We start from the raw sequence: 24,294 nt of genomic DNA, 5'->3' as shown, positions 1-24,294 counted from the left end.
CCTCCCGATAGCTACTCTCACCTACAGTGAAGACGTTAATCGCGCCGCGTGCAAGGCCGTATCACAGATTTGTGGCATTAAGGTTTCACTAATCTTCCCTCTCTATACTCGGCCCATCATGACAATAACGGGTTTACCGATCGATGTGGTTAATCAGAAAGTTACAATGTAACGACATTAAATTTACTCTGGGCTGTGCACTCTTTTTTACTCTGCTGAACGGGCTGTTTATCCAGCGCAGCTGGGCCATTATCGGCCCAGTGCATCTGCACGACTTCCTCTTTGCCGCCTCCGTCCCGCTGGTGCTGTTTTGCGGCTGGGTGATTGTCTTTAGCCTGCTTAACATCCCGTATCTCCGCAAGCCGCTGCTGATTGTATTGACGATCGGATGCGCCGCGGCGACCTATTTCATGTATACCTACGGCGCGGTGATCGATCAGAACATGATTGTGAACGTGTTCGAAACCAACTCTCAGGAAGCGACTGCCCTGGTGACCCCGCAGATGATTCTGTGGATTGTCATAGCCGGCCTCGTTCCCTCCGTGGTGCTGGCATTGACCCGGATTCGTACCGGAAAATGGTGGTACGCGCTGCTGACGCGCGTTGCCGCGATGCTCGGCGCCCTGCTGGTGATTATCCTGATTGCCGCGCTGTTTTATAAAGACTACGCGTCGCTGTTCCGCAATAACAAAAGCATCGTCAAAATGGTCACCCCGGCGAACTATGTCAGCGCCGTGGTGAAGTACAGCAAGATGCGCTGGTTCGCCGGCGATCAAACGCTGGTGCGCATTGGTGAAGATGCCCACAAAGGGTCACTGATTACCGGCCAACAAAAGAAAACCGTTCTGGTGCTTGTCGTCGGCGAAGCCTCTCGCGCGGCAAACTACTCCCTGAACGGTTACGAACGCGAAACCAACCCGGAGCTGAAAAAGCAGGACGTGATTAACTTCCCGCAGGCCTCCTCGTGTGGTACCGAAACCGCGGTTTCCGTTCCGTGCATGTTCTCCGGCATGACGCGCAGCAAATACGATGCCGACCTGGCTCACCATCGCGAGGGACTGCTCGACGTGCTTAAGCATGCGGGTATCAACCTGCTGTGGCGCGACAACGACGGCGGCTGTAAAGGTGCCTGCGATCGCGTGCCCCATACCGACATGACGCAGTGGCAGCTGGATCAGTTCTGCAAAGACAAATCCTGTATTGACGATGTGAACTTCTATCGTCTGGACAACGTGCTGGATGGCGTGAAGCAAGATACGGTGCTGGTTATCCACCTGATGGGGAGCCACGGTCCGGCATACTATCGCCGTTACCCGGACAACTTCCGTAAATTCACCCCAATCTGCGATACCAATGAAATTCAGGATTGCGACCATCAGGCGCTGATCAATACCTATGATAACACTATCCTCTATACCGACAGCATGGTCAGCAAAACCATTGATGCGCTGAAAGCGCGCCAGTCGAGCATGAACACCGCACTGATTTATCTCTCAGATCACGGTGAATCGCTGGGCGAAAGCGGTATTTATCTGCACGGCACGCCGTACATGCTGGCGCCGGAGCAGCAAACGCATATTCCGTTTATGTTCTGGCTGTCACCGGATTACGCGAAAAACTTTGGCGTCAACGAACAGTGTTTGCGCGACAATGCAGCAAAAAATGCGGTTTCCCAGGACAATTTATTCTCAACCGTATTGGGTATGATGGACGTGAAATCAACGGTTTATCAACCGCAGCTGGATATACTGAGCGCATGTCGTCAGTAAACTCGCTTGCATTAGACCGAACGGTCTATTAGAGTGCGGCCATGAGCAGAAATACTGAACACGATACCCGCGAACATTTACTGGCAACCGGCGAGCGACTTTGCATGCATCGCGGGTTTACCGGTATGGGGTTGAGCGAGCTATTAAAAACCGCTGAGGTACCGAAGGGGTCGTTTTATCACTACTTCCGGTCCAAAGAGGCTTTTGGCGTAGCGATGCTGGAGCGTCATTATGCTGGCTACCACCAGCGTCTGGCGACCCACTTTGCGTCGGGTGAAGGTAACTACCGGGATCGTGTTCTGAACTACTATCAGGAAACGCTGAACCAGTTCTGTCAGCAGGGCATTATCAGCGGATGCCTGACCGTTAAGCTGTCTGCAGAAGTGTGCGATCTTTCTGAAGATATGCGCACGGCGATGGATAAAGGTGCCCGCGGCGTTATCGCCCTGCTGGCCCAGGCGCTGGAGAAAGGCCGCGATGAAAAAACGCTGGCCTTTTCCGGCGAGCCGTTAACCCAAGCGCAGGTGTTATATGCGCTCTGGCTAGGCGCTAACCTGCAGGCAAAAATTTCGCGCAGTGCCGTGCCGCTGGAAAGCGCGCTGGCACATGTGAAAAACAGCATTACTGCGCCTGGCGTATAGCAGGCGTTTTTATTTACCCAACTACTAGTCGACTGGTCTACTCAGGAGTCTTTATGTCAGCTGAAAAATTATTTACCCCCTTAAAAGTGGGTGCCGTTACTGCGCCAAACCGCGTGTTTATGGCTCCGCTTACCCGCCTGCGCAGCATTGAGCCGGGCGACATCCCAACCCCACTGATGGGTGAATACTATCGTCAGCGCGCAAGCTCTGGCCTGATCATCACGGAAGCCACGCAGATTTCCGCTCAGGCTAAAGGGTATGCGGGTGCGCCGGGTCTTCACAGCCCGGAGCAGATCGCCGCATGGCAGAAAATCACCGCGGGCGTTCACGCTGAAGAGGGTCGCATTGCGGTCCAGCTGTGGCATACCGGTCGTATCTCTCACAGCAGCATTCAGCCTGGCGGCCAGGCTCCGGTCTCCGCTTCGGCCCTGAGTGCAAATACCCGTACGTCCCTGCGTGATGAAAACGGCAATGCGATCCGCGTGGATACCTCTATGCCGCGCGCGCTTGAGCTGGATGAAATTCCGGGTATCGTGAACGACTTCCGCCAGGCCGTGGCCAACGCTCGTGAAGCCGGTTTTGACCTGATTGAGCTGCACTCCGCGCACGGCTACCTGCTGCACCAGTTCCTGTCACCGTCTTCTAACCACCGCACCGACCAGTACGGCGGCAGCGTCGAAAACCGCGCTCGCCTGGTGCTGGAAGTGGTTGACGCCGTATGCCAGGAGTGGAGCTCGGATCGTATAGGGATCCGCGTCTCCCCAATCGGTTCTTTCCAGAACGTCGACAACGGTCCGAACGAAGAAGCCGATGCCCTGTATCTGATCGAAGAACTGGCTAAGCGTGGCATCGCCTATCTGCACATGTCCGAACCGGACTGGGCTGGCGGTAAGCCTTACACGGACGCTTTCCGTCAGAAAGTGCGCGAGCGTTTCCACGGGGTGATCATCGGTGCGGGAGCTTATACCCCGGAGAAAGCCGAAGACCTGATCGGCAAAGGGCTGATCGATGCCGTCGCGTTTGGCCGCGACTACATCGCCAACCCGGATCTGGTTGCCCGCCTGCAGAAAAAAGCGGCCCTGAATCCGCAGCGCCCGGAAAGCTTCTACGGCGGCGGCGCGGAAGGCTACACCGACTACCCTTCTCTGTAATCTCGCCATTGTTCATTGATAGCGGCGATACTTCGCCGCTATACTAAAACATCGTTTCTGTTCAAAAAGACAGTCTATTCCATTGGTTAATGAGGAAATTATGCGCCTACTTCACACCATGCTGCGCGTTGGCGACCTGCAACGTTCCATTGATTTCTACACTAACGTCCTGGGCATGAAGCTGCTGCGCACCAGCGAAAACCCGGAATACAAATACTCGCTGGCGTTCGTGGGTTACGGCCCGGAAACGGATGAAGCGGTGATCGAGCTGACCTACAACTGGGGCGTAGACAGCTATGAGCTGGGTACCGCCTACGGCCACATCGCGCTGGAAGTGGACAACGCGGCCGAAGCGTGTGAACGCATTCGCAGCAACGGCGGTAACGTTACGCGCGAAGCGGGTCCGGTAAAAGGTGGCACCACCGTGATTGCGTTCGTGGAAGATCCCGACGGTTACAAAATCGAACTGATTGAAGCCAAAGACGCGGGTCGCGGTCTGGGCAACTGATCCCTCAGGGCGCAACATGCGCCCGTAGTTTTACTGCATCACCCTGCAAAATTTGCCATAATGCGCTCTGCTTTTTCCCCTTGTAAGAGACCCTGATGTCCGATAACGCTCAATTTAGCGGTCTGTGCGACCGTTTTCGTGGTTTTTATCCCGTTGTCATTGATGTAGAAACAGCCGGATTTAACGCTAAAACCGATGCGCTGCTCGAAATTGCCGCCATCACGCTGAAGATGGATGAACAGGGCTGGCTTACACCGGACACCACGCTGCATTTCCATGTTGAAGCTTTCGAAGGGGCAAACTTACAGCCGGAAGCGCTGGCGTTTAACGGTATCGACCCGCACAACCCGCTGCGTGGCGCAGTCAGTGAATATGATGCGCTGCACGCCATTTTTAAAATGGTGCGTAAAGGCATGAAAGAGAGTAACTGCAGCCGCGCCATCATGGTGGCCCATAACGCCACCTTCGATCACAGCTTTACCATGGCCGCCGCGGAGCGCGCCGCGCTCAAACGCAACCCCTTCCATCCTTTTGTGACCTTCGACACCGCCGCGCTGAGCGGCCTGGCTCTGGGACAAACGGTGTTATCAAAGGCCTGCATCACGGCGGGTATACCTTTTGACGGCACGCAGGCGCATTCCGCTTTATACGACACGGAGCGCACCGCAGAGCTGTTCTGTGAGATCGTCAACCGCTGGAAGCGTCTTGGCGGCTGGCCGCTGCCGATGGGCGACAGCGAAGAATAAAAAAAAGCGACCTTATCAGGTCGCTTTTTTATTTGCGCAGAAAATTACTCTGCGTCCGGCTCTTCAGTTTTGTACTTCGCCGCCGTCTCTTTGATCAGCTGCTGCAGTTCGCCGCGCTGATACATTTCAATCAGGATATCGCAGCCGCCAACCAGCTCACCGTCTACCCACAGCTGTGGGAAAGTCGGCCAGTTAGCGTACTTAGGCAGCTCAGCGCGGATGTCCGGGTTCTGCAGGATATCAACGTAAGCAAAACGCTCACCACAGGCTGACAGCGCCTGAACCGCTTGTGCGGAGAAGCCGCAGCTTGGCAGCTTCGGAGAACCTTTCATATACAGCAGAATCGGGTTTTCAGCGATCTGGCGCTGGATTTTTTCAATAGTGGTGCTCATGTCTTGCTTCCTTTAACTTCTGTTACGGCATTCGTCTGACATTGTAGCGGTTCAGACTGGCATCGGAAAATAACATTTTTGTCACGTTTATACATTCTACCCCGAGTCACGAAAAGTTGCATTGCAAATGGTGTTTACCCCTGCGGCGGTCAGGGTTTTGCTTAGGGAGTGGGCAAATGTGCGACAGAACGATGAATTTTTTTGCACTTGCTAACGAAACACGATTGTAGATTGAAAAATGCTATTAACTTTCTGGGTTTTTATAGATTAGAATCGACGGGCTTTGTAAATCACACGCGGGTATTATTGATGACCTGCATTTATCAGGGGACTGCCCAGTGGCGCGGATAAATAAAATCTCGATCACGCTCTGTGCTTTACTGTTTACTTCACTCACTTTCACGCCAGTGGCAAACGCCTCTCAGCAGGCGCGGCATTCTGCTGTACAAAAAAACCATCTGGTGAAAGCCACAGAACGTAAGAAAAAAACCACCGCTAAGAACGACAAGAAAAAAACACCGGCTCAGACGAAACAGACCGCTTCCAGCAAGACGAAAACAAAACCTTCCCGCACTGCCCGCTCCGCTAAAAGTAAAGCTTCGCAAACCGCCGCTAACCTCGTTACTGAAAAATGCATCACGCGTAAAGGCCACAAGGCGAAATGCACGAAGGTCACGAAAATAGCGGAAGTGCATAAAGTGCGCGTACAGAAAGCGCAAAAAACCGCGATGAACAAACTGATGGGGCAGATTGGCAAACCTTATCACTGGGGTGGCAGCTCGCCGCGTACCGGGTTTGACTGCAGCGGCCTCGTCTATTACGCCTATAAAGATCTGGTCAAATTCCGCATTCCTCGTACCGCCAATGAGATGTACCACCTGCGCGATGCCTCACCGGTTGACCGCGGTGAGCTGGAAAACGGCGACCTGGTGTTCTTCCGCACCCAGGGTCGCGGCACGGCTGACCACGTCGGCGTGTATGTCGGCAACGGGAAATTCATCCAGTCTCCACGTAGCGGACAGGATATTCAGATCACCTCTCTCAGTGAAGACTACTGGGTACGCCACTACGTCGGCGCGCGTCGCGTGATGACGCCAAAAACCATTCGCTAACCCCTGCCCTGCCGCATCAGTGGCAGGGTAAGTTCCTCTTTTGCATACCCTTTCAATTTGCTATCCTGTCCATGTTGTCTGTGTGGTTATTGGCAACACAAAATACAATAAGGAGAGAAGCAATGTCGTTCGAATTACCTGCACTACCGTATGCAAAAGACGCCCTGGCACCGCACATTTCTGCGGAAACCCTGGAATATCATTACGGCAAGCATCACCAGACGTACGTCACCAACCTGAACAATCTGATCAAGGGCACCGATTTTGAAGGCAAAACGCTGGAAGAGATCGTCCGCAGCTCAGAGGGTGGCGTATTTAACAACGCGGCTCAGGTGTGGAACCACACCTTCTACTGGCATTGCCTGGCGCCGAATGCCGGCGGTGAACCTGTCGGTGAACTGGCTACCGCTATCAACGCCGCATTTGGCAGCTTCGCGGATTTCAAAGCGAAATTTACCGATGCAGCCATCAAGAACTTCGGTTCTGGCTGGACGTGGCTGGTTAAAGAGGCGGATGGCAAACTGGCTATCGTGTCCACCTCTAACGCGGGCACCCCGCTGACCACCAGCGCTAAGCCGCTGATGACCGTGGACGTGTGGGAACACGCTTACTACATTGACTACCGCAACGCGCGTCCGAACTACCTGGAGCACTTCTGGGCACTGGTTAACTGGGACTTTGTCGCGAAGAACTTCGCCGCGTAAGAGACACGCAGAAGGGTTCGCCCTTCTGCGTTTTTGGTTTATTCCGCAGCGCAGGCTGCTTCAGGCTGTTTACGACCCGACATCATTACCAGCAGCAGGCCGAGCGCGGCAATAATCGCCCCCATCACCGGCACAAAGCCGTATCCCAGACCACCTGAAATCACGGCCCCACCGGCCGCGGCGCCCAGGGCATTACCCAGGTTAAACGCACCGATATTCACGGAAGATGAAAGTCCCGGCGCCTCGTGCGCGACACGCATCACGCGCATCTGCAGCGGCGGCACCACGGCGAAAGTGGCGGCTCCCCAGACGACCATCGCAATCGCGGCCCCGAACTCATTACGCGCCAGCCACGGAATGGCAACCATGATGACAATCAGCAGGGTTAAGAAGCCCTTAAGCGTCCCGCTCACGGAACGGTCGGCAAATTTCCCGCCGAGATAGTTGCCGATCGAGAAGCCCACGCCAATCAGCACCAGCATCGCGGTAACGAAGAGAGGCGTTGCGTGGGTGATATCATGCAGTACCGGTGAAATATAGGTGTAGAGGGTAAACATCGCCCCTGCCCCCAGCACGGTGGTGAGCAGCGCGGAGAGCACCTGCGGGCGCATCAGCACCGCCAGCTCTTTACGCACTTCCGGACGTTCTCCGGCATTGCCTTTCGGCAGGGAGAAGAACAGCGCCACCATCGCAACCACGCCCAGCCCAGCCGTTGCCAGGAAAGACATACGCCAGCCGATCGCTTCGCCCAGCCAGGTTGCCGCAGGCACCCCGCCGATGTTGGCAATCGTCAGCCCCATAAACATGGTTGCCACGGCGCTCGCCTGCTTGTGTTTTGGCACCACGCTGGCAGCCACAACCGATCCCAGCCCAAAGAACGCGCCGTGGTTAAGGCTGGTCAGAATGCGCGACAGCATCAATGTGGTGTAGTCCGGCGAAATGGCCGAAAGCACGTTGCCCAGGGTGAAAATCGCCATCAGGAAAATCAGCGCATTGCGGCGCGCGCGGTGCGAAAGCAGAAGCGTCATCAGCGGCGCCCCGACCATCACGCCGATAGCGTAGGCGCTGATTAACATCCCTGCCGCAGGGATAGAGACATCTACGCCCCGGGCAATAACAGGAAGTAACCCCATTGGGGAGAATTCAGTGGTGCCAATCCCAAAAGCGCCAATCGCCAGGGCCAGCAGGGGAAAATTGATTTTCATGCGTCAACTCCGGATGCCGTGTCATGTGGTGACACAGAACAAAGAAGCAGAAAGCATGACATCAATCACAAAAAATGAGAAGTTAACAAAAGGGCAAAAGATTTTTGCCAGAGAAGTAACAATCCGGGGAGTCGGGAGGGAGAAGGCTCTCCCTCCGCGTAAATCAGTGCAGCGCAGCCGTCAGACCGGCCGCAACAATCAGAGCCAGCACAACAATGGTGGTGAACAGCGAAAACTTAAGATCGGAACTCATCAATTTTTCTCCTTTTAATCCCCACACGAAAAGTGAGCTTGCTCATTTTTGCACAGATTACGTCAAAAATCTTCCTGGATTTATACTGATAACCACTTTACCTCTTCCCCTTTTCATCAAGATAGGACAAAATTCCACGCTAAATTTATTAGCGTACCGGCCATTGACCCCCTCCTGACGTCCCGTGTCGTTTTCCCGGCGTGCCGCAATTCAAGATTGCGAGATAAGGGTGAGAGAAGGCAAACGTTTACCTTCAAGTTTTTCAGGAGCTTAGGATATGGTCTGGAGTGACATTTAATGGCAACAATTAAAGACGTAGCAAAACGCGCAAACGTTTCCACTACAACCGTATCACATGTAATTAACAAAACCCGCTTTGTGGCGGAAGAGACGCGCAACGCCGTCTGGGCAGCGATCAAAGAGCTGCACTATTCGCCAAGTGCGGTTGCGCGTAGCCTCAAGGTTAATCACACCAAGTCCATTGGATTGCTGGCGACCAGCAGTGAAGCGGCCTATTTTGCCGAGATCATTGAAGCGGTCGAAAAGAACTGCTTCCAGAAAGGCTATACCCTGATTCTGGGCAACGCGTGGAACAGCATTGAAAAACAGCGCGCCTACCTGTCGATGATGGCGCAAAAGCGCGTTGATGGCCTGCTGGTGATGTGTTCCGAGTACCCGGAATCCGTGCTGTCGATGCTGGAAGAGTATCGCCATATTCCGATGGTGGTGATGGACTGGGGCGAAGCGCGCGCGGACTTTACCGATTCCGTTATCGATAACGCCTTTGAAGGCGGCTATATGGCCGGCCGTTATCTGATCGAACGCGGTCACCGCGAGATTGGCGTGATCCCCGGTCCGCTGGAGCGCAACACCGGCGCGGGCCGTCTGGCCGGTTTTATGAAAGCGATGGAAGAAGCGTTGATCAACGTGCCGGAAAACTGGATTGTGCAGGGCGACTTTGAGCCGGAATCGGGCTACCGCGCGATGCAGCAGATCGTCTCCCAGCCGCACCGTCCGACCGCCGTGTTCTGCGGGGGCGACATCATGGCCATGGGCGCGCTCTGCGCTGCCGACGAGCTGGGCCTGCGCGTACCGCAGGATATTTCCGTGATCGGCTATGACAACGTGCGTAACGCGCGTTTCTTCACTCCGGCGCTGACCACCATTCACCAGCCGAAAGATTCGCTGGGCGAAACGGCCTTCAATATGCTGATGGACAGGATCGTCAACAAGCGCGAAGAGTCGCAGTCTATTGAAGTTCACCCGCGTCTTATCGAACGCCGTTCCGTTGCGGATGGTCCGTTCCGCGACTACCGTCGTTAATCGCTTTACGGGGCCAGCTATGCTGGCTCCCGTAACCATTCCCGGTTCAGCGTTTCGCTGTCTCCCAGATAATCCAGCAGCCAGGCCATCGCAGGCGAGACGTCATTTTGCTGCCAGGTGAGGCAGCAGGCCGCATCCGGGAACGGATTCTCCAGCGTCAGCTCAACCCACTCTCCGGTATCGATGCGCGGACGCGCGAAATGAACGGGCACCATCGCGACGCACAGCCCGGCGCTGAGGCACGTCGCCGACGATTCCCAGTCAGGGGCCACCACCCGCCGCTGGTTGTCCAGAAGCCAGGTAATACGCTTGGGCAATGAACGGGACGTATCCTCCAGCACCAGCGACGGCCAGTTGCGCAGCGTGTCATCGCTGAGCGGCCCTTCCATCGCCGCCAGCGGATGATCGCTTGCCACCACGCATTTCCAGCTCAGCATCCCCATATCGCGAAAGGCGTAACGTCCCCCGACCGGGATCGCCTGCGTGGCCCCAATCGCCATCTCTGCCCTACCGTCCGCCAGCGCATCCCAGACGCCGTTAAACACCTCTTGCGAGACCCGCAGCTCGACGTCAGAGAAATGACGGTAGAAATCGACGATCATCTGCCGGGTGCGTTCCGGCTTAACGATGTTATCCACCGCGATGGAAAGGTGCCCCCGCCAGCCGTTAGCGATCTGCTGACACTGTTCGCGGGTGATCTGCATTTTTTTGATAACAGAACGCCCTTCCTTCAAAAACCACGCGCCTGCGGGCGTTAATTCCACATCACGATGCCGCCGTTCAAACAGCGGAACCGCCAGCCACTCCTCCAGCTGGCGCACCGTGTAGCTGATTGCCGAAGGGACGCGGTGCAGCTCCTGCGCCGCACCGCTGAAGCTGCCGTTACGTGCAACAGCATCGACCACTTCAAGAGAATAATCTGACCACATTTTCTGCCTGCAAATTTTTTGAATGCACCAGCCAAATATTAGCGTTTCACAAGCGGCTTTGCACTCCCTACACTCAGCGCCAATGTATACCTGCCTCCTCAGGAGAATAAAATAATGCAACCCAGGAACGGTTTTTTAGTCTGGCTCGGCGGCTTAAGCGTGCTGGGCTTTTTGGCCACCGATATGTACCTGCCGGCGTTTGCCGCCATGCAGGAAGATTTGCAAACGCCTGCTGCCGCCATCAGCGCCAGCCTGAGCTTATTCCTCGCCGGTTTTGCCTTCGCACAGCTGCTCTGGGGACCGCTCTCGGATCGCTTTGGTCGTAAACCGGTGCTGTTGCTGGGCCTGGCCATTTTTGCCGTGGGCTGCCTGGGAATGTTATGGGTTCGCGATGCCACCTGGCTGCTGGTGCTGCGTTTTATTCAGGCCGTGGGCGTCTGTGCCGCGGCCGTGACCTGGCAGGCGCTGGTCACCGACTATTACCCTGCTAACCGCACAAACCGTATCTTCGCCACCATTATGCCGCTGGTGGGCCTCTCACCTGCCCTCGCTCCCCTGCTGGGCAGCTGGATCCTCGCGCATTTCGACTGGCAGGCCATTTTCGCCACGCTGTTTGCCATTACCCTGGTCCTGATGCTGCCGGCGTTCGCCCTTAAGCCAGCGCATAAAAAAGAAGCGCATGCAGACGCGAAGCCGATTACCTTCACTTCCCTGCTCAGCGCCAAAGCGTATCGCGGGAATGTCCTGATCTATGCCGCCTGCTCGGCAAGCTTCTTCGCGTGGCTCACCGGCTCGCCGTTCATTCTGCACGATATGGGCTACAGCCCGGCAGCCATCGGCCTGAGCTATGTTCCGCAGACCATCGCGTTCCTGGTAGGCGGGTACGGCTGTCGCGCGGCGCTGCAAAAGTGGGAAGGTCAGCAGATGCTGCCGTGGCTGCTGGTGCTGTATGCGCTGAGCGTTATCGGGACCTGGGCCGTTGGCTTTATTCCGGGTGCCGGTCTGGCCGAAATTTTGATCCCATTCTGCGTGATGGCCGTTGCGAACGGGGCGATTTACCCTATCGTTGTAGCCCAGGCGCTGCGTCCCTTCCCGCAGGCAACAGGCCGCGCCGCCGCGCTGCAGAACACGCTGCAGCTGGGGCTGTGCTTCCTGGCAAGCCTGGTGGTCTCCGCGCTGATTGCCACGCCGCTCCTGACCACCACCAGCGTGATGCTGGTGACCGTTGCGCTGGCGGTGTTGGGCTATCGCATGCAGGCCTCCGCGCAGCGTGAGCAGGAAAAGAGTGCTCAGGTTGAAACGTCACATGCCTGATTGCGCCAGAAATCATGTTAATTTTCAGTGATTAGGTTGCTAAGAATTTTCTATTGAATCACCAAATTTTGAGGCCTATACTAAATTTGGTTCGATTAAATACGATAAATATTAAGTGTTAACGGGAGCCGGAGTGCTCCCGTTTTACCATGGAAGGCATTTCGGCAAGGGTTATCTCCCTTCCTCTGTTCTACGTCGGATATTAGCCTCGCGGTATTTACCGTGAGATTTCTCACAAACCAAAAAAAGCGTCTACGCTGTTTTAAGGTTCTGATCACAGTAGGGTGATGGAGAAGCTATGAGTTCATCGTGTATAGAAGAAGTCAGCGTTCCGGACGACAACTGGTCCCGGATCGTCAGTGAACTGTTAAGTCGAGCAGGCATCACTATCAATGGATCATCGCCATCCGATCCTCAGGTTAAACATCCCGACTTTTTTAAACGCGTGCTGCGAGAGGGATCGTTAGGCCTGGGAGAAAGCTACATGGACGGCTGGTGGGAGTGCGAACGTCTGGATACCTTTTTCGCCAGCGTGCTGCGTGCCGGTCTTGAAAATCAACTCCCTCGCAATCTGAAAGACACCCTGCGCGTCGCCTCTGCCCGACTGTTCAATCTGCAAAGTAAAAAACGCGCATGGATCGTAGGCAAAGAGCACTACGATCTTGGCAACGACCTGTTCAGCCGTATGCTGGACCCTTTCATGCAGTACTCCTGCGCCTACTGGAAAGAGGCGTCGACGCTTGAAGAGGCCCAGCAGGCCAAGCTGCGTCTGATTAGCGAGAAGCTGCAGCTCCAGCCGGGTATGCGCGTGCTGGATATCGGCTGCGGCTGGGGCGGGCTGGCGTATTTTATGGCGAAACACTATGGCGTCAGCGTCGTCGGCGTCACGATTTCAGCGGAACAGCAAAAAATGGCGCGGGAACGCTGCCAGGGCCTCGATGTGGATATCCGGCTGCAGGATTACCGTGACTTGAACGAACAGTTTGACCGGATCGTTTCCGTCGGCATGTTCGAGCACGTCGGGCCGAAAAACTACGCTACCTATTTTGAGGTGGTGGATCGGAATCTGAAGCCGGACGGCATCTTCCTGCTGCACACCATCGGCTCTAAGCGAACCGACAATAACGTCGACCCGTGGATCAACAAATACATCTTTCCGAATGGCTGTTTACCGTCAGTCCGCCAGATTGCCAACGCCAGTGAACCCCATTTTGTAATGGAAGACTGGCATAACTTTGGCGCGGATTACGACACAACGTTGATGGCATGGCATGCGCGTTTTCAGGAGACCTGGCCAGAAATTGCGGACAACTATTCTGAACGATTCAGGCGGATGTTTAGCTATTATCTGAATGCCTGCGCGGGGGCGTTTCGCGCACGGGATATTCAGCTCTGGCAGGTGGTATTCAGCCGTGGGATTGAACACGGATTACGTGTCGCACGCTAAAAAAATAACCCCGGATGCCCGGGGTTATTTTTTATTCTTCTTCTGCGGTGGTCTTTATTATTGCCGCTTCTTTTGCTGCCAGCACACGCTCAACCGTATCCACCACCGCCTGGGTTTGCGGATCGATTTCAATATTCACGCGATGCCCCAGTTTTTTGGCGCCCAGCGTGGTGCGCTGCAGCGTTTCAGGAATTAAATGCACGCAAAAACGCGTTGGCGTTACTTCACCCACCGTCAGGCTAATCCCGTCAATGCCAATAAATCCTTTATAGAGGATGTATTTCATTAATGAAGGATCCTGCATTTTAAACCAGATTTGACGGTTATTTTCCGAGGTCACGATTTTTGCCACTTCAGCGGTGGTCATGATGTGACCGGACATCAGGTGGCCGCCAATCTCATCGCTGAACTTTGCCGCCCGCTCAACGTTGACGGTATCTCCCACCGCCAGCTCGCCAAGGTTGGTGATGCGCAGCGTCTCTTTCATCAAATCAAAGCTAATCTGGTTGCCGTTAATTTCGGTAACGGTCAGGCAGCAGCCGTTATGAGCAATCGACGCGCCTGTTTCAATGCCCTCAAGCATATATTCCGGCAGCTCAACAACATGAGTACGGAAATTAGGTTTTTCATCAATGGACACCACTTTGGCGGTGCCCTGCACAATACCAGTAAACATGCTTACAACTCCTGTTTTTTCCGGACGGTGGTGACACCGTTTAATCCCACCACAATAACAGTTGGAAAAAGAGGTTGCCAGCGGAGCGCATTTTCTGGCGATTTTTTCACTAGATAAATAGCTAAAGCCCGCTACAATAGCTGGCACCCCCCTGCATTTTCTTCTTGCTGCCCGTTTCGGCGGCTTTTTTAGTCTCTCAAATAACAACAAAATAAAGGTGTTCACGTGCAGAAGTACATGAATGAAGCGCGCCAGCTATTGGCACTGGCTATACCAGTGATCGTCGCGCAAGTGGCCCAGACCGCAATGGGATTTGTGGATACGGTAATGGCAGGTGGCTATAGCGCCACCGATATGGCGGCCGTTGCTATCGGCACGTCAATCTGGCTTCCGGCCATCCTGTTCGGCCACGGTCTGCTGCTCGCGCTCACGCCGGTTATCGCTCAGCTCAATGGCTCGGGTCGTCGCGAGCGCATTGCCCATCAGGTTCGTCAGGGTTTCTGGCTGGCAGGGTTTGTTTCCGTGCTGATCATGGTCGTGCTCTGGAACGCGGGCCACATCATTCGCGCTATGCATAACATTGACCCGGCACTGGCTGATAAAGCCGTGGGCTATCTGCGCGCCCTGCTCTGGGGTGCGCCCGGCTACCTCTTTTTCCAGGTGGCACGTAACCAGTGTGAAGGCCTGGCGAAAACCAAGCCCGGGATGGTGATGGGCTTTATCGGTTTGCTGGTCAACATTCCGGTGAACTATGTCTTTATTTATGGTCATTTCGGGATGCCGGAGCTCGGCGGCGTCGGCTGCGGCGTGGCGACGGCAGCCGTTTACTGGGTGATGTTCTTCTCCATGATCGCCTTTGTAAAACGCGCCCGTTCCATGCGCGATATTCGCAACGAGAAAAAATTTAGCACGCCGGACTGGAACATCATGACGCGTCTGGTGCAGTTAGGGTTGCCGATCGCCCTCGCACTGTTCTTTGAAGTGACCCTGTTTGCCGTGGTCGCCCTGCTGGTCTCCCCGCTGGGCATCGTGAACGTGGCCGGGCACCAGATTGCGCTGAACTTCAGCTCCCTGATGTTCGTCCTGCCGATGTCGCTGGCGGCGGCGGTGACGATTCGCGTCGGCTTCCGCCTGGGCCAGGGCTCAACGCTGGATGCGCAAACGGCCGCCCGGACCGGGCTGGGCGTCGGCGTCTGCATGGCTGTCTGTACGGCGCTCTTTACCGTTGCATTACGCGAGCAGATTGCCCTGCTCTATAACGACAACCCGGAAGTGGTCACGCTGGCATCGCACCTGATGCTGCTGGCCGCGATTTACCAGATCTCTGACTCCATCCAGGTGATTGGCAGCGGCGTGCTGCGCGGATATAAAGACACGCGCTCCATCTTCTTTATCACCTTCATCGCCTACTGGGTGCTGGGTCTGCCGTGTGGCTATATCCTGGCGCTTACCGATCTGGTGGTGGATCGCATGGGTCCGGCAGGGTTCTGGATGGGCTTTATCATCGGCCTGACGTCGGCTGCGATTATGATGATGATGCGAATGCGCTTCCTGCAGCGCCAGCCATCAACGATCATTTTGCAGCGCGCGGCACGTTAACGACGCGGTAGCCGCCGCCCGGCGGCTACTTTCTCTTCACTTTGCGCGGTAATGAAGCAATCGCGTGAAATCAGAGAGAAAAATGCATTTTCCCTCTTGCCACCTCGATGCTGTGCCGCTAATATTCGTCCCCGTTGTCAGCGACAACACGTTGCGTTCATAGCTCAGTTGGTTAGAGCACCACCTTGACATGGTGGGGGTCGTTGGTTCGAGTCCAATTGAACGCACCATTCTGCGTCCGTAGCTCAGTTGGTTAGAGCACCACCTTGACATGGTGGGGGTCGGTGGTTCGAGTCCACTCGGACGCACCATTTCAGTCCTGAGATGGTGCAAATCCTCTTCTGATATCCTGAATTTTCCTAATCCCTTATTTTCATCATTGTTCTCCTGCTACGCTTTTCTTATGGAAAAAAAACAGGAAGACCGTCGATGAAGAAAATCGCGATTATCGGCTCCGGCCCCACAGGGATTTATACTTTTTATCATCTCCTTAAAAACAGTAAGCCGTTCTCCGTTTCCGTTTTCGAACAGGCCGATGAAGCTGGCGTGGGTATGCCCTATAACGACGACGATAACTCCCGGCTGATGCTGGCGAACATTGCGAGCATTGAAATCCCTCCCATTTTTATGACCTACCTCGACTGGCTGAAGGATCAGAGCGAAGCTCATCTGGCGCGCTTTAAGGTCGATACAACCCGCCTGCATGACCGGCAGTTCCTGCCCCGGCTTCTGCTGGGCGAGTATTTTCGCGACAGCTTTCGTTCAATCGTGAAAGAGGCCAGAAAGCTGGGGGTTCAGGTTGATGTCCATGAATCCGCCCGGGTCACCGATATCGTGTCCACGAAAGAAGGGGTCACGCTTTCCGTCAACGACAGCGCCTTTCCTGAACGCTTCGACCTTGCGGTTATCGCCACCGGCCACGTCTGGCCAGACGAGGATGAAGCTACGCGCACGTTCTTCCCAAGCCCGTGGTCCGGTCTGATGGACGCCAGTATTCCTCCCTGCCGCGTCGGTATTATGGGGACATCGTTAAGCGGTCTCGACGCGGCCATGGCGGTAGTGATGCAGCACGGTGAATTTCGCGATGATAAATTCGTGCTGGATAAAGGCAGCGACGCGTTGAAGATTGTCCTGATGTCCCGAACGGGTATTCTGCCGGAAGCCGATTTTTACTGCCCTATTCCTTATGAACCGCTGTCGGTCTTAACCGAATTTGTGGTTGAAAACGAGATCGCCAAAGGATCGAATGGCCTGCTCGACCGTATATTTACCCTGATGGTGAAAGAGCTTCAGCTCGCTGACCCGACGTGGTGTGAGAAAATATCCCTGCATAAGCAGAATGCGGACAGCATTCGTGAGGCCTGGTTTGAGGATCGTAAACGGCATGGCCCGTTTACCTGGGCGGAAGAGAATCTCAACGAGGTGGAGCGGAACAAACGCGAGCGGCGCACCGTAGCCTGGCGCTATACCGTGCTTCGGCTACATGAAGTGGTTCAGGAGATTGTTCCCCACCTCAGCGAACGGGACAGAGAGCGCTTTAAGCAAGGCCTGGCCCGCGTATTTATCGACAACTATGCGGCCATTCCTCCGCAGTCTATCCGCAGGCTGCTCGCGCTTCGCGAAGCCGGCATCATAAGCGTGGCAGCGCTCGGTGACGATTACACGCTGGACGTTGGCAGCGATCGAACGGTAATCACCACACAAGAGACCGTTTACCGTTTCGACGTGTTTATTGATGCGCGCGGGCAAAAGCCGCTCAAAACGAAAGATCTGCCCTTTCCGACGCTGCGCAAACAGCTGGAAGCCACGGGTGAAGAGATACCGGACGTCGGTGAGGATTACACCTTAAATGCGCCTGACGCCGTTCGCGGGCGCATTGCCTTCGGCGCGATACCGTGGCTGATGCACGATCGTCCCTTCGTTCAGGGGCTGGCGGAGTGTGCAGAGATTGCAGAAGCAATGGCGAAGGCGGCGGAAAAACCCGCGTCGGGATCGCGGCGCAGATTACCGTATATCGAGAACTGACAGGGCTTCCATGCCCTGCTGTCGCGGTTTACTCGAAGAAGACTTCCGGGTTTTCAGACAGCGAAACGAAGGTTTTCGTCTCTTTATCCAGAGCAAGAATTTTGCCGCTTTCAATGTCGTACACCCAGCCGTGCAGTCGGATGGAGTTATTACGCAGGCCCACCGCGACGGACGGGTGGGTCTTAATGTTGCTCAGCTGCGCAAAGACGTTCTCCTGCACCATCGCATTGACTTTATCGATCGGCTTATCCCAGGTTTTCTTCTCAACCACGGCTTTCGCCGCATCAGAATAGCGCAGCCAGTGTGACACAGCAGGCATCGGCTCCAGGTTCGCGTTATCGGCAATCGCCTTCATCGCGCCACAGTTGGAGTGACCGCAAATCACGATATCCGTAACGCCCAGCGCCACCACGGCGTATTCGATAGTGGCGGACACGCCGCCAGGCTCCGGCCCGAAAGGCGGCACGATGTTGCCAGCATTACGAATGACAAAGAGTTGTCCTGGCTCTTGCTGGGTGACCAGTTCCGGGACCAGACGGCTGTCGGAGCATGAGATGAACAGCGCTTTGGGATTCTGGCTGGACGCTAAACTGCGGAAGAGTTCTTTACGTTGCGGGAAAATCTCTTTTTGAAAGCTGAGAAAACCTTCAATGATATGTTGCATAGCAATGTCTCTTTTATCTGTTTTAGTTTAGGCATGATCGAGATCACACTCGTAAAGTTTACCCATCGTGGTTTACTTCAGACAAGCAATATATTTCTGGCCCGACCGCTGCACAATCTCGTCCGCGAAGGCCTCGATGTTCTGCCCTTCGAACGCGCCGTAAAGACGTTCAAAGGTTTTGCCTTCGAGATGACTCACCACCGACGCCACGGTGCGGGCCGGTAGCGGAAGATAATTCGGATAGCTCCACATAAACGAGACGGCGTCTTTACCCGGCGTGACCTGCAGAATATCGCCCACCAGCAACACCCCATCCCCCTCCTGCCAGTGCAGCACCGTTCCACCGGCAAAATGCCCGCCCAGACGCAGCAAGGAGACCGACGGGAAAATCTCCAGCGCATCCCCCTCCCAGAAATGAATGGCCGGGCTGTCGCGCATGACCCACTCTCTGTCGCTGGCGTGCAGGTACACCGACGCATCAAACGCCGCAGCCCACTCCTGCACCGTGGTGTAATAGTGCGGATGTGAAATCGCTATCGCGCTGATGCCGCCGAGGGCGGTAATGAGCGCTTTGGTTGCGGGGTCGAGGTTGGCGATGCAGTCCCAGAGAATATTGCCGTGGGGCGTTTGCAGGAACAGCGCCCGCTGGTTGATCGCAAACGCGGGCACCGTTTTGATCCCAAACAGCCGCGGCTCCAGCAGCTGCCATTTGTTGCTGTGGGTAGCGGTGACGGTGTCGAAATCGGTCCATGCCTGGCCCGTGGCGGGCACGTACTGGCGTTCATCCTCGCAAATTGGGCATCTTTCCGGCTGCGTATCGTAGGCGGTTCCACAGGTTTTACAGAGTGTAATCATGTGCTCTCCTCAGCGATAAAGCACTGAGTATGGCAGGGATTATCCTTATGTGCTGCGAGGTACATTGCTGGCTTTTTTTGCCCTATACTGTGCCAGTATCAAAAACTGAACAGAGCAGGTGCCACATGGAAATTGATCTCGATAACTTAGTCTTTAACGGTCTGGATGAAGCCGAAGAGCGTAATGCCGAACGTCTGGACGATGCAGACAAAAAAGCGCAGGCGATTGTCGCCGACGACGACTGCGGCGACGCCTGCAAGATCTAATAAAAAAGCACCGGGAAACCGGTGCTTTTTTATTTCACTCGTTAAACGTCACGCACACCTCGTTCCAGTACGTTTCGCGCGTGCGGCGCAGTTCAGCGTGACGTTTTATCATGGAACCACTCCGGGTCAATGTTGGCAACGTCGACGCCATACAGGCTGGCGACAGGCAGGATTGACTCAAGAACACGTTGCGCGCTGTTCTCCGCATTCACTGGTCGGGTCGCAAAAAACCGCCGTAACGTGCTGATCCATTTTTTCATCGTCTTACCCTCTCTCGCCGTGTCTGAGCTCAGTTAAGCACTCAAATGCCGCGCGGGGGAAATACCAAAATCCACTGTCGATGTGCAGGATCTGCAAATAGCATCCCGTTCTTTTCACTCTTCATTAACACGTTGTTCACTAATGCTTTTTTGCTCATAGCAAAGAACGATTTCTTATTTGGCGATAGCTTTCGCTTATGGGAGCGTAGCGGGGTAAAACAAAAACAACGGGATGGCGAATGACTATGGCAGCAAATATGAAAGGGTATACCAAACGGACACTGGTTCTGGGATTACTGGCGGCGGGCAGCCTGCTTTCAGCGCAGGCACAGGCCGATCAGCTGGCGGATATTAAGGCCGCAGGGGTGGTGAAAGTGGCCACGTTTGACGCCAACCCGCCGTTTGGCTCTATTGATGCCAAAACGCACGAGATCGTGGGTTACGACGTGGACTTCGCCAAAGCGCTGGCAAAATCGCTCGGCGTGAAGCTTGAACTGGTTGCCACCAATCCGGCTAACCGTATTCCGCTGCTGCAGTCCGGAAAAGCCGATCTGATCGTGGCGGATATCACCATCACCCCGGAACGCGCGCAGGTGATTGATTTCTCGACGCCTTACTTTGTCACCGGCCAGCAGTTCCTGGTGCCGGCTAAATCACCGGACAAGCTTGATGGCTACAGCCGGGCGCGTATTGGCGCGGTCAAAGGAACGACGGGCGAGCAGGCGCTGCACCAGCGTTTCCCGCAGTCACGCGTGCTCTCGTATGACGATATTCCGCTGGCGCTGACGGCACTGCGCAACGGTAACGTACAGGCCATCACCCAGGACAGCACCATTCTGGCCGGTCTGCTGGCGCAGGCGCCGGATAAAGCGAACTTTAAAATTTTGCCCGACCTGCTCAGCAAAGAAGAGATTGGCGTTGGGGTGAAAAAAGGTGAAACGGCGCTGCTGAAGGCCGTTAACGACGAGCTGGTTAACCTCGAGAAGAACGGTCAGGCAGCAAAAATCTACGATGTCTGGTTTGGCCCAAACACGCCTTCCCCACAGCCTCGCGCCTTTAAAATAGAAGCCAGATAATTATGCTCTCAGGTTTATTTTCACACTCCGCGGCCGGTGCCGCGGATTTTTCGCATCTGGAACAGGCCAGCGTCGAGTTTCGTCATGTGGACAAACGCTACGGTGACCATCAGGTTTTAAACGACATTAACCTCACCATCACGCCCGGTGAAGTGGTCGCCATCCTCGGCCCTTCGGGTTCCGGTAAATCCACCCTGATCCGTCTTATCAATCAGCTTGAAACCCTGAGCGGCGGGGAGATTCTGGTCGATAACAAGCCTACCGGAAAGCTCTCCGGTAGCGGGCTGCGCCAGCTGCGCAGCCGCGTGGGGTTTGTGTTCCAGCAGTTCAATCTTTACGCCCACCTCACCGCCAGCCAGAACATCACCCTGGCGCTGGAGCACGTTCACGGCTGGAAGCCGCAGCCCGCACAGGAGCGCGCGCTGGCCCTGCTGGAGAAGGTCGGGATGCTGGAAAAAGCCCACCATTTACCGGCAGAGCTTTCCGGTGGACAGCAGCAGCGCGTCGCGATTGCCCGCGCCCTCGCCTCTTCACCGCAAATCATTCTGTTCGATGAACCCACCTCCGCGCTGGATCCGGAGATGATTGGTGAAGTGCTGTACGTGATGAAAGCCCTCGCCCACAGCGGGATCACGATGATCGTGGTGACCCACGAGATGCAGTTTGCCCGGGAAATTGCCGACCGGATTGTCTTTATCGACGGCGGGCAAATTCTGGAAACGGCGCCGCCGGCACAATTTTTCAGCCAGCCGTCGCATCCGCGCGCGCAGCGGTTCCTGCAAAAGGTGCTCAACCCGCTGCATCAGGAGCATCTGTAATGCCCGCTCTCGACTGGCAGGGGGTACTGACCGGACAGCCTCTGCAGTGGATACTCTCCGGATTCCTCACCACCCTGTGGGTCACGCTTGCCGGGATGCTGCTGGCCAGCCTGCTCGCACTGCTCTTTATGCTCCTGCGCCTTTCCGGCGGACGCCCCGGGAACGCGGTCGTCAGCAGCTGGGTGTCGCTGTTTCGCAATACGCCGCTGCTGGTGCAGCTGCTGTTCTGGTATTTTGCCGCCTGGAACGGGCTACCGCAGGCGTTCCGCGACGCGGTGAACGCGGATCACAGCTGGTCAATTCTGCCCGGCGACGTCTGGTGGTTTACGCCCGAATTTTTATGTTCTGCCTGGGGGTTGGGCGTCTTTACCTCGGCGTTTTTAATCGAAGAGGTGGAGTCGGGCTTACGTTCCGTACCTGCCGGACAGCGGGAGGCGGCGCTCGCGCAGGGATTCTCCGCGTGGCGTCTGTTTCGTTACATCCTTCTGCCGCAGGGCCTGGCCAACGCCTGGCAGCCGGTTGTGGGCCAGTACCTTAATCTGATGAAGCTCTCCTCGCTCGCGAGCGGGATTGGCTTTGCCGAGCTGACCTATCAGGTCAGGCAGATCGAGAGCTATAACGCGCACGCGCTGGAGGCGTTTACCCTCGGAACCGCACTCTATCTGCTGACCGGCCTGGTCATGGGGCTGGTGCTGGTTCGCATCGGGCCTGACGCGAAACGTAAACGCCCAGGCGTCGCCACCACAGGGAGTGAAAAACATGATTGCCGGACTTAACGTCATCACCGATAACCTCGACTATCTGCTGTGGGGACGCGCGGCGACGGGTGAACCGGGGGGCGTATTGCTGTCGTTGATGATGGCGGCCGGGGCCGCCGTCATCGCTCTGCCCGGTGGGATAGTGCTCGCGTGTCTGGCCTGGCGCTTTACCGGGCTCGTGCGAAAGGCCCTCTTTTTATGGGCAGAGCTGATCCGCGGCATCCCGCTCATCTTCGTGATTTTCTGGATGTGGTATCTGCTGCCGCTTATGACCGGGGGCGATCTGCCGGGAGCGCTGACCGTCACGCTGGCTCTGGCCTGGTTTACCGCGGCAACGGTGATGCACTCGGTGCTGGCCGGGCTTAACGCGCTACCGTCAGGACAATACGAGGCCGCACTGTCTCAGGGATTCAGAACGCAGCAAACCCTCCTGCGCGTGCTGCTGCCGCAGGCGCTGAGGAATATTCTGCCGTCGCTGGTGGGGATTTTTATCAGCCTGCTGAAGGATACGTCGCTGGCGTTTATCGTGAACGTACCGGAACTGACCACGGTGGCGGGACAGGTCAACAACCGGGTGCAAATCTACCCGGCGGCCATTTTTATCTTTACGGGCGTGGTCTACTACCTGCTCTGCTGCTCGCTCGAACAGCTTGCGAAACGCTGGCGCATTACCCGGCCAGCGCTTTAACCACCGTTTCCATAGCTTCGGTTGTCAGTTCACTGCGCTTAACGCGCTGGTTCGCCAGCGCGGTACGCAGGACTCCGGCAATGACAATATGCTTTGGCTCCTGCCCTAAATCACGCATCTCAAGCACCACCTTTCCGACCACCCGGCACATCTCCTGGTACAGCGCTTCATCTTTGGTCACGTTACCCATCGTCATCACTCCATTGCCTTTTAAACGTTGAGCTTAAATGATTCTCCTGCCGGATACAAAAAAGAAGCCCGGCGAGAGACTCGCCGGGCTTCATCTGTAAAATCAGTAAATTAGTTGTTTACTGGGATGACCGCGCCTTTGTACTTGGTGCGGATCCAGTCCTGAATCTCTTTCGAGTGCAGCACGTTCACCAGCGCAACGATATCTTTCTTCTTCTCGTCACCGCGATGCACGGTAATGATGTTGGCGTACGGGTTATTTTCACCGCTCTCTACCGCAATCGGGTCGTGAACCGGATCCAGACCGGCGTCAATCGCGTAGTTGGCATTAATCACCACCGCATCGCCTTCGTTGTTGTTGTACATCTGCGGCAGCAGAGAGGCTTCCACGTTCGGCGTGAACTTCAGCTTTTTCGGGTTCTCAACGATGTCGCTGATGCGCGCGGTCACTTTATCGATGCCCGGCTTCAGCTTGATCACGCCCTCTTTCTCGAAGATGGAAAGAATACGCCCCTCTTCAGAAACCGCGTCACGCATGATGATCTTGCCGCCTTCCGGCAGGTCTTTCAGCGACTTGTATTTTTTGGAGTAGATGCCGATTGGCTCAATGTGGATCGCGCCCGCACTGACGAAATCGTAGTCTTTATCGCCCGCATGATCCTTAAGCACGCTGTTCAGGTAAGGAATGTGCTGGAAATAGTTCGCGTCGATGTCATGACCCGCTAGCGCGGTGTTCGGCAGAATGTAGTCCTGGAACGGTTTAATCTCCAGGTCGATACCCTGCTTCGCCAGAATCGGCTTAGCCTGCTCCAGAATTTCGGCGTGCGGCGTGTTGGATGCGCCCACGGTCAGGGTGTCGGCCCAGGAGGCGAAGCTCAGGGCACTCAGGGTTGCGGCGGCGATCAGTGTCAGTGTTTTTTTCATGA

27 protein-coding genes and 2 tRNA genes are annotated in these 24,294 nt (G+C 55.5%); 19 read left to right on the top strand and 10 right to left on the bottom strand.

The window, feature by feature from the left end; translation table 11 throughout:
- Positions 1 to 143: 143 nt before the first annotated feature.
- From eptA to rnt, 5 genes are all read left to right on the top strand, one after another.
- Entirely contained in the window at positions 144 to 1,769 is a 1,626-nt protein-coding gene (eptA, locus tag NWV12_RS09345; protein ID WP_048979495.1) for a phosphoethanolamine transferase EptA, read from the top strand.
- Positions 1,770 to 1,810: 41 nt separating this feature from the next.
- A complete protein-coding gene (locus tag NWV12_RS09340; protein ID WP_048977453.1) occupies positions 1,811 to 2,410 on the top strand; it encodes a TetR/AcrR family transcriptional regulator in 600 nt (199 codons plus the stop codon).
- A gap of 53 nt (positions 2,411 to 2,463) precedes the next feature.
- Positions 2,464 to 3,561, top strand: a complete 1,098-nt coding sequence (locus NWV12_RS09335) for an alkene reductase (RefSeq protein WP_039262333.1) — start codon at positions 2,464 to 2,466, stop codon at positions 3,559 to 3,561.
- A 100-nt stretch (positions 3,562 to 3,661) separates the two neighbouring features.
- Entirely contained in the window at positions 3,662 to 4,069 is a 408-nt protein-coding gene (gene gloA / locus NWV12_RS09330) for a lactoylglutathione lyase (RefSeq protein WP_013096923.1), read from the top strand.
- 95 nt (positions 4,070 to 4,164) lie between these two features.
- Entirely contained in the window at positions 4,165 to 4,815 is a 651-nt protein-coding gene (gene rnt / locus NWV12_RS09325) for a ribonuclease T (RefSeq protein WP_048979494.1), read from the top strand.
- 44 nt (positions 4,816 to 4,859) lie between these two features.
- Here rnt and grxD read toward each other — a convergent pair whose 3' ends face one another.
- Positions 4,860 to 5,207: a monothiol glutaredoxin 4 gene (gene grxD, locus NWV12_RS09320; RefSeq protein ID WP_003832760.1), complete on the bottom strand. Its 348-nt coding sequence runs from the start codon at positions 5,205 to 5,207 to the stop codon at positions 4,860 to 4,862.
- Positions 5,208 to 5,545: 338 nt separating this feature from the next.
- Here grxD and NWV12_RS09315 point away from each other — a divergent pair, with 338 nt between their 5' ends.
- The gene (locus NWV12_RS09315) at positions 5,546 to 6,319 is read left to right on the top strand and encodes a C40 family peptidase (RefSeq protein WP_048977452.1); all 774 of its coding nucleotides are present in this window, start codon (positions 5,546 to 5,548) and stop codon (positions 6,317 to 6,319) included.
- 122 nt (positions 6,320 to 6,441) lie between these two features.
- Positions 6,442 to 7,023: a superoxide dismutase [Fe] gene (gene sodB, locus NWV12_RS09310; RefSeq protein WP_029739795.1), complete on the top strand. Its 582-nt coding sequence runs from the start codon at positions 6,442 to 6,444 to the stop codon at positions 7,021 to 7,023.
- Positions 7,024 to 7,061: 38 nt separating this feature from the next.
- Here the strand turns inward: sodB and NWV12_RS09305 are convergent, their stop codons facing one another.
- Both NWV12_RS09305 and NWV12_RS09300 read right to left on the bottom strand, forming a co-directional pair.
- The gene (locus NWV12_RS09305) at positions 7,062 to 8,228 is read right to left on the bottom strand and encodes an MFS transporter (protein WP_048979493.1); all 1,167 of its coding nucleotides are present in this window, start codon (positions 8,226 to 8,228) and stop codon (positions 7,062 to 7,064) included.
- Positions 8,229 to 8,391: 163 nt separating this feature from the next.
- Positions 8,392 to 8,481, bottom strand: a complete 90-nt coding sequence (locus NWV12_RS09300) for a YnhF family membrane protein (RefSeq protein WP_014883553.1) — start codon at positions 8,479 to 8,481, stop codon at positions 8,392 to 8,394.
- 297 nt (positions 8,482 to 8,778) lie between these two features.
- On the opposite strand from NWV12_RS09300, the gene purR reads away from it, so the two are divergent.
- On the top strand, positions 8,779 to 9,804 hold the full coding sequence (gene purR, locus NWV12_RS09295; RefSeq protein WP_023335431.1) for an HTH-type transcriptional repressor PurR: 1,026 nt from the start codon (positions 8,779 to 8,781) through the stop codon (positions 9,802 to 9,804).
- A gap of 17 nt (positions 9,805 to 9,821) precedes the next feature.
- Here purR and punR read toward each other — a convergent pair whose 3' ends face one another.
- Positions 9,822 to 10,733: a DNA-binding transcriptional activator PunR gene (punR, locus tag NWV12_RS09290; RefSeq protein ID WP_023311350.1), complete on the bottom strand. Its 912-nt coding sequence runs from the start codon at positions 10,731 to 10,733 to the stop codon at positions 9,822 to 9,824.
- 114 nt (positions 10,734 to 10,847) lie between these two features.
- Here punR and punC point away from each other — a divergent pair, with 114 nt between their 5' ends.
- On the top strand, positions 10,848 to 12,047 hold the full coding sequence (gene punC, locus NWV12_RS09285; RefSeq protein WP_048979492.1) for a purine nucleoside transporter PunC: 1,200 nt from the start codon (positions 10,848 to 10,850) through the stop codon (positions 12,045 to 12,047).
- A gap of 298 nt (positions 12,048 to 12,345) precedes the next feature.
- A complete protein-coding gene (gene cfa / locus NWV12_RS09280; RefSeq protein WP_048979491.1) occupies positions 12,346 to 13,494 on the top strand; it encodes a cyclopropane fatty acyl phospholipid synthase in 1,149 nt (382 codons plus the stop codon).
- Positions 13,495 to 13,525: 31 nt separating this feature from the next.
- On the opposite strand, the gene NWV12_RS09275 is transcribed toward cfa, so the two are convergent.
- Positions 13,526 to 14,170, bottom strand: a complete 645-nt coding sequence (locus tag NWV12_RS09275; protein ID WP_048977446.1) for a riboflavin synthase subunit alpha — start codon at positions 14,168 to 14,170, stop codon at positions 13,526 to 13,528.
- A 225-nt stretch (positions 14,171 to 14,395) separates the two neighbouring features.
- Here NWV12_RS09275 and mdtK point away from each other — a divergent pair, with 225 nt between their 5' ends.
- From mdtK to NWV12_RS09255, 4 genes are all read left to right on the top strand, one after another.
- Positions 14,396 to 15,769, top strand: coding sequence for an MdtK family multidrug efflux MATE transporter (mdtK, locus tag NWV12_RS09270; RefSeq protein ID WP_048979490.1), 1,374 nt, complete (start codon positions 14,396 to 14,398; stop codon positions 15,767 to 15,769).
- 153 nt (positions 15,770 to 15,922) lie between these two features.
- Positions 15,923 to 15,999, top strand: a tRNA-Val gene (locus tag NWV12_RS09265).
- 4 nt (positions 16,000 to 16,003) lie between these two features.
- Positions 16,004 to 16,080, top strand: a tRNA-Val gene (locus NWV12_RS09260).
- Between the two features lie 118 nt (positions 16,081 to 16,198).
- On the top strand, positions 16,199 to 17,794 hold the full coding sequence (locus NWV12_RS09255; protein ID WP_048979489.1) for an FAD-NAD(P)-binding protein: 1,596 nt from the start codon (positions 16,199 to 16,201) through the stop codon (positions 17,792 to 17,794).
- A 28-nt stretch (positions 17,795 to 17,822) separates the two neighbouring features.
- On the opposite strand, the gene NWV12_RS09250 is transcribed toward NWV12_RS09255, so the two are convergent.
- Both NWV12_RS09250 and NWV12_RS09245 read right to left on the bottom strand, forming a co-directional pair.
- Positions 17,823 to 18,458: a carbonic anhydrase gene (locus NWV12_RS09250; protein ID WP_023335425.1), complete on the bottom strand. Its 636-nt coding sequence runs from the start codon at positions 18,456 to 18,458 to the stop codon at positions 17,823 to 17,825.
- A gap of 72 nt (positions 18,459 to 18,530) precedes the next feature.
- A complete protein-coding gene (locus NWV12_RS09245) occupies positions 18,531 to 19,313 on the bottom strand; it encodes an MBL fold metallo-hydrolase (RefSeq protein WP_048979488.1) in 783 nt (260 codons plus the stop codon).
- 125 nt (positions 19,314 to 19,438) lie between these two features.
- Here NWV12_RS09245 and NWV12_RS09240 point away from each other — a divergent pair, with 125 nt between their 5' ends.
- Positions 19,439 to 19,579 carry a hypothetical protein gene (locus NWV12_RS09240; protein WP_003857665.1) on the top strand — a complete coding sequence of 47 codons (141 nt, stop codon included), beginning with the start codon at positions 19,439 to 19,441 and terminating at the stop codon, positions 19,577 to 19,579.
- 92 nt (positions 19,580 to 19,671) lie between these two features.
- Here NWV12_RS09240 and NWV12_RS09235 read toward each other — a convergent pair whose 3' ends face one another.
- Positions 19,672 to 19,839, bottom strand: a complete 168-nt coding sequence (locus NWV12_RS09235; protein ID WP_014831607.1) for a hypothetical protein — start codon at positions 19,837 to 19,839, stop codon at positions 19,672 to 19,674.
- A 245-nt stretch (positions 19,840 to 20,084) separates the two neighbouring features.
- Here NWV12_RS09235 and NWV12_RS09230 point away from each other — a divergent pair, with 245 nt between their 5' ends.
- From NWV12_RS09230 to NWV12_RS09215, 4 genes are read left to right on the top strand one after another with little or no spacing between them, the layout of a single operon-like run.
- Positions 20,085 to 20,915 (top strand): ABC transporter substrate-binding protein, encoded by an 831-nt coding sequence (locus NWV12_RS09230; RefSeq protein WP_161798503.1) that lies wholly within the window; start codon positions 20,085 to 20,087, stop codon positions 20,913 to 20,915.
- Positions 20,916 to 20,917: 2 nt separating this feature from the next.
- A complete protein-coding gene (locus NWV12_RS09225) occupies positions 20,918 to 21,733 on the top strand; it encodes an amino acid ABC transporter ATP-binding protein (RefSeq protein ID WP_048977439.1) in 816 nt (271 codons plus the stop codon).
- Complete coding sequence (locus NWV12_RS09220) at positions 21,733 to 22,509, top strand: amino acid ABC transporter permease (RefSeq protein ID WP_039262345.1); 777 nt, start codon at positions 21,733 to 21,735, stop codon at positions 22,507 to 22,509. The genes NWV12_RS09225 and NWV12_RS09220 overlap by 1 nt, the downstream gene beginning before the upstream one ends.
- Complete coding sequence (locus NWV12_RS09215; RefSeq protein WP_048979487.1) at positions 22,493 to 23,179, top strand: amino acid ABC transporter permease; 687 nt, start codon at positions 22,493 to 22,495, stop codon at positions 23,177 to 23,179. Before NWV12_RS09220 ends, NWV12_RS09215 begins: the two co-directional genes overlap by 17 nt.
- Here the strand turns inward: NWV12_RS09215 and fumD are convergent.
- Positions 23,160 to 23,369: a fumarate hydratase FumD gene (gene fumD, locus NWV12_RS09210; RefSeq protein ID WP_008500615.1), complete on the bottom strand. Its 210-nt coding sequence runs from the start codon at positions 23,367 to 23,369 to the stop codon at positions 23,160 to 23,162. The genes NWV12_RS09215 and fumD overlap by 20 nt on opposite strands.
- Positions 23,370 to 23,479: 110 nt before the next feature.
- Entirely contained in the window at positions 23,480 to 24,292 is an 813-nt protein-coding gene (locus NWV12_RS09205; RefSeq protein WP_008500616.1) for a MetQ/NlpA family ABC transporter substrate-binding protein, read from the bottom strand.
- Positions 24,293 to 24,294: the final 2 nt, after the last annotated feature.

This window comes from Enterobacter sp. Crenshaw (genome assembly GCF_024734705.1).
GTDB lineage: Bacteria > Pseudomonadota > Gammaproteobacteria > Enterobacterales > Enterobacteriaceae > Enterobacter > Enterobacter asburiae_B.
Note: the sequence above shows the minus strand (reverse complement) of the source record. Positions and strands in the feature narration are given on the sequence as shown.

Excerpts from the sequence above, each read along its gene's own strand:
- eptA (WP_048979495.1), top strand. The coding sequence starts at position 144 with ATGTGGTTAATCAGAAAGTTACAATGTAACGACATTAAATTTACTCTG.
- NWV12_RS09340 (WP_048977453.1), top strand. The coding sequence starts at position 1,811 with ATGAGCAGAAATACTGAACACGATACCCGCGAACATTTACTGGCAACC.
- NWV12_RS09335 (WP_039262333.1), top strand. The coding sequence starts at position 2,464 with ATGTCAGCTGAAAAATTATTTACCCCCTTAAAAGTGGGTGCCGTTACT.
- gloA (WP_013096923.1), top strand. The coding sequence starts at position 3,662 with ATGCGCCTACTTCACACCATGCTGCGCGTTGGCGACCTGCAACGTTCC.
- rnt (WP_048979494.1), top strand. The coding sequence starts at position 4,165 with ATGTCCGATAACGCTCAATTTAGCGGTCTGTGCGACCGTTTTCGTGGT.
- grxD (WP_003832760.1), bottom strand. The coding sequence starts at position 5,207 with ATGAGCACCACTATTGAAAAAATCCAGCGCCAGATCGCTGAAAACCCG.
- sodB (WP_029739795.1), top strand. The coding sequence starts at position 6,442 with ATGTCGTTCGAATTACCTGCACTACCGTATGCAAAAGACGCCCTGGCA.
- NWV12_RS09305 (WP_048979493.1), bottom strand. The coding sequence starts at position 8,228 with ATGAAAATCAATTTTCCCCTGCTGGCCCTGGCGATTGGCGCTTTTGGG.
- NWV12_RS09300 (WP_014883553.1), bottom strand. The coding sequence starts at position 8,481 with ATGAGTTCCGATCTTAAGTTTTCGCTGTTCACCACCATTGTTGTGCTG.
- purR (WP_023335431.1), top strand. The coding sequence starts at position 8,779 with ATGGCAACAATTAAAGACGTAGCAAAACGCGCAAACGTTTCCACTACA.
- punR (WP_023311350.1), bottom strand. The coding sequence starts at position 10,733 with ATGTGGTCAGATTATTCTCTTGAAGTGGTCGATGCTGTTGCACGTAAC.
- punC (WP_048979492.1), top strand. The coding sequence starts at position 10,848 with ATGCAACCCAGGAACGGTTTTTTAGTCTGGCTCGGCGGCTTAAGCGTG.
- cfa (WP_048979491.1), top strand. The coding sequence starts at position 12,346 with ATGAGTTCATCGTGTATAGAAGAAGTCAGCGTTCCGGACGACAACTGG.
- NWV12_RS09275 (WP_048977446.1), bottom strand. The coding sequence starts at position 14,170 with ATGTTTACTGGTATTGTGCAGGGCACCGCCAAAGTGGTGTCCATTGAT.
- NWV12_RS09255 (WP_048979489.1), top strand. The coding sequence starts at position 16,199 with ATGAAGAAAATCGCGATTATCGGCTCCGGCCCCACAGGGATTTATACT.
- NWV12_RS09250 (WP_023335425.1), bottom strand. The coding sequence starts at position 18,458 with ATGCAACATATCATTGAAGGTTTTCTCAGCTTTCAAAAAGAGATTTTC.
- NWV12_RS09245 (WP_048979488.1), bottom strand. The coding sequence starts at position 19,313 with ATGATTACACTCTGTAAAACCTGTGGAACCGCCTACGATACGCAGCCG.
- NWV12_RS09240 (WP_003857665.1), top strand. The coding sequence starts at position 19,439 with ATGGAAATTGATCTCGATAACTTAGTCTTTAACGGTCTGGATGAAGCC.
- NWV12_RS09235 (WP_014831607.1), bottom strand. The coding sequence starts at position 19,839 with ATGAAAAAATGGATCAGCACGTTACGGCGGTTTTTTGCGACCCGACCA.
- NWV12_RS09230 (WP_161798503.1), top strand. The coding sequence starts at position 20,085 with ATGGCAGCAAATATGAAAGGGTATACCAAACGGACACTGGTTCTGGGA.
- NWV12_RS09225 (WP_048977439.1), top strand. The coding sequence starts at position 20,918 with ATGCTCTCAGGTTTATTTTCACACTCCGCGGCCGGTGCCGCGGATTTT.
- NWV12_RS09220 (WP_039262345.1), top strand. The coding sequence starts at position 21,733 with ATGCCCGCTCTCGACTGGCAGGGGGTACTGACCGGACAGCCTCTGCAG.
- NWV12_RS09215 (WP_048979487.1), top strand. The coding sequence starts at position 22,493 with ATGATTGCCGGACTTAACGTCATCACCGATAACCTCGACTATCTGCTG.
- fumD (WP_008500615.1), bottom strand. The coding sequence starts at position 23,369 with ATGGGTAACGTGACCAAAGATGAAGCGCTGTACCAGGAGATGTGCCGG.
- NWV12_RS09205 (WP_008500616.1), bottom strand. The coding sequence starts at position 24,292 with ATGAAAAAAACACTGACACTGATCGCCGCCGCAACCCTGAGTGCCCTG.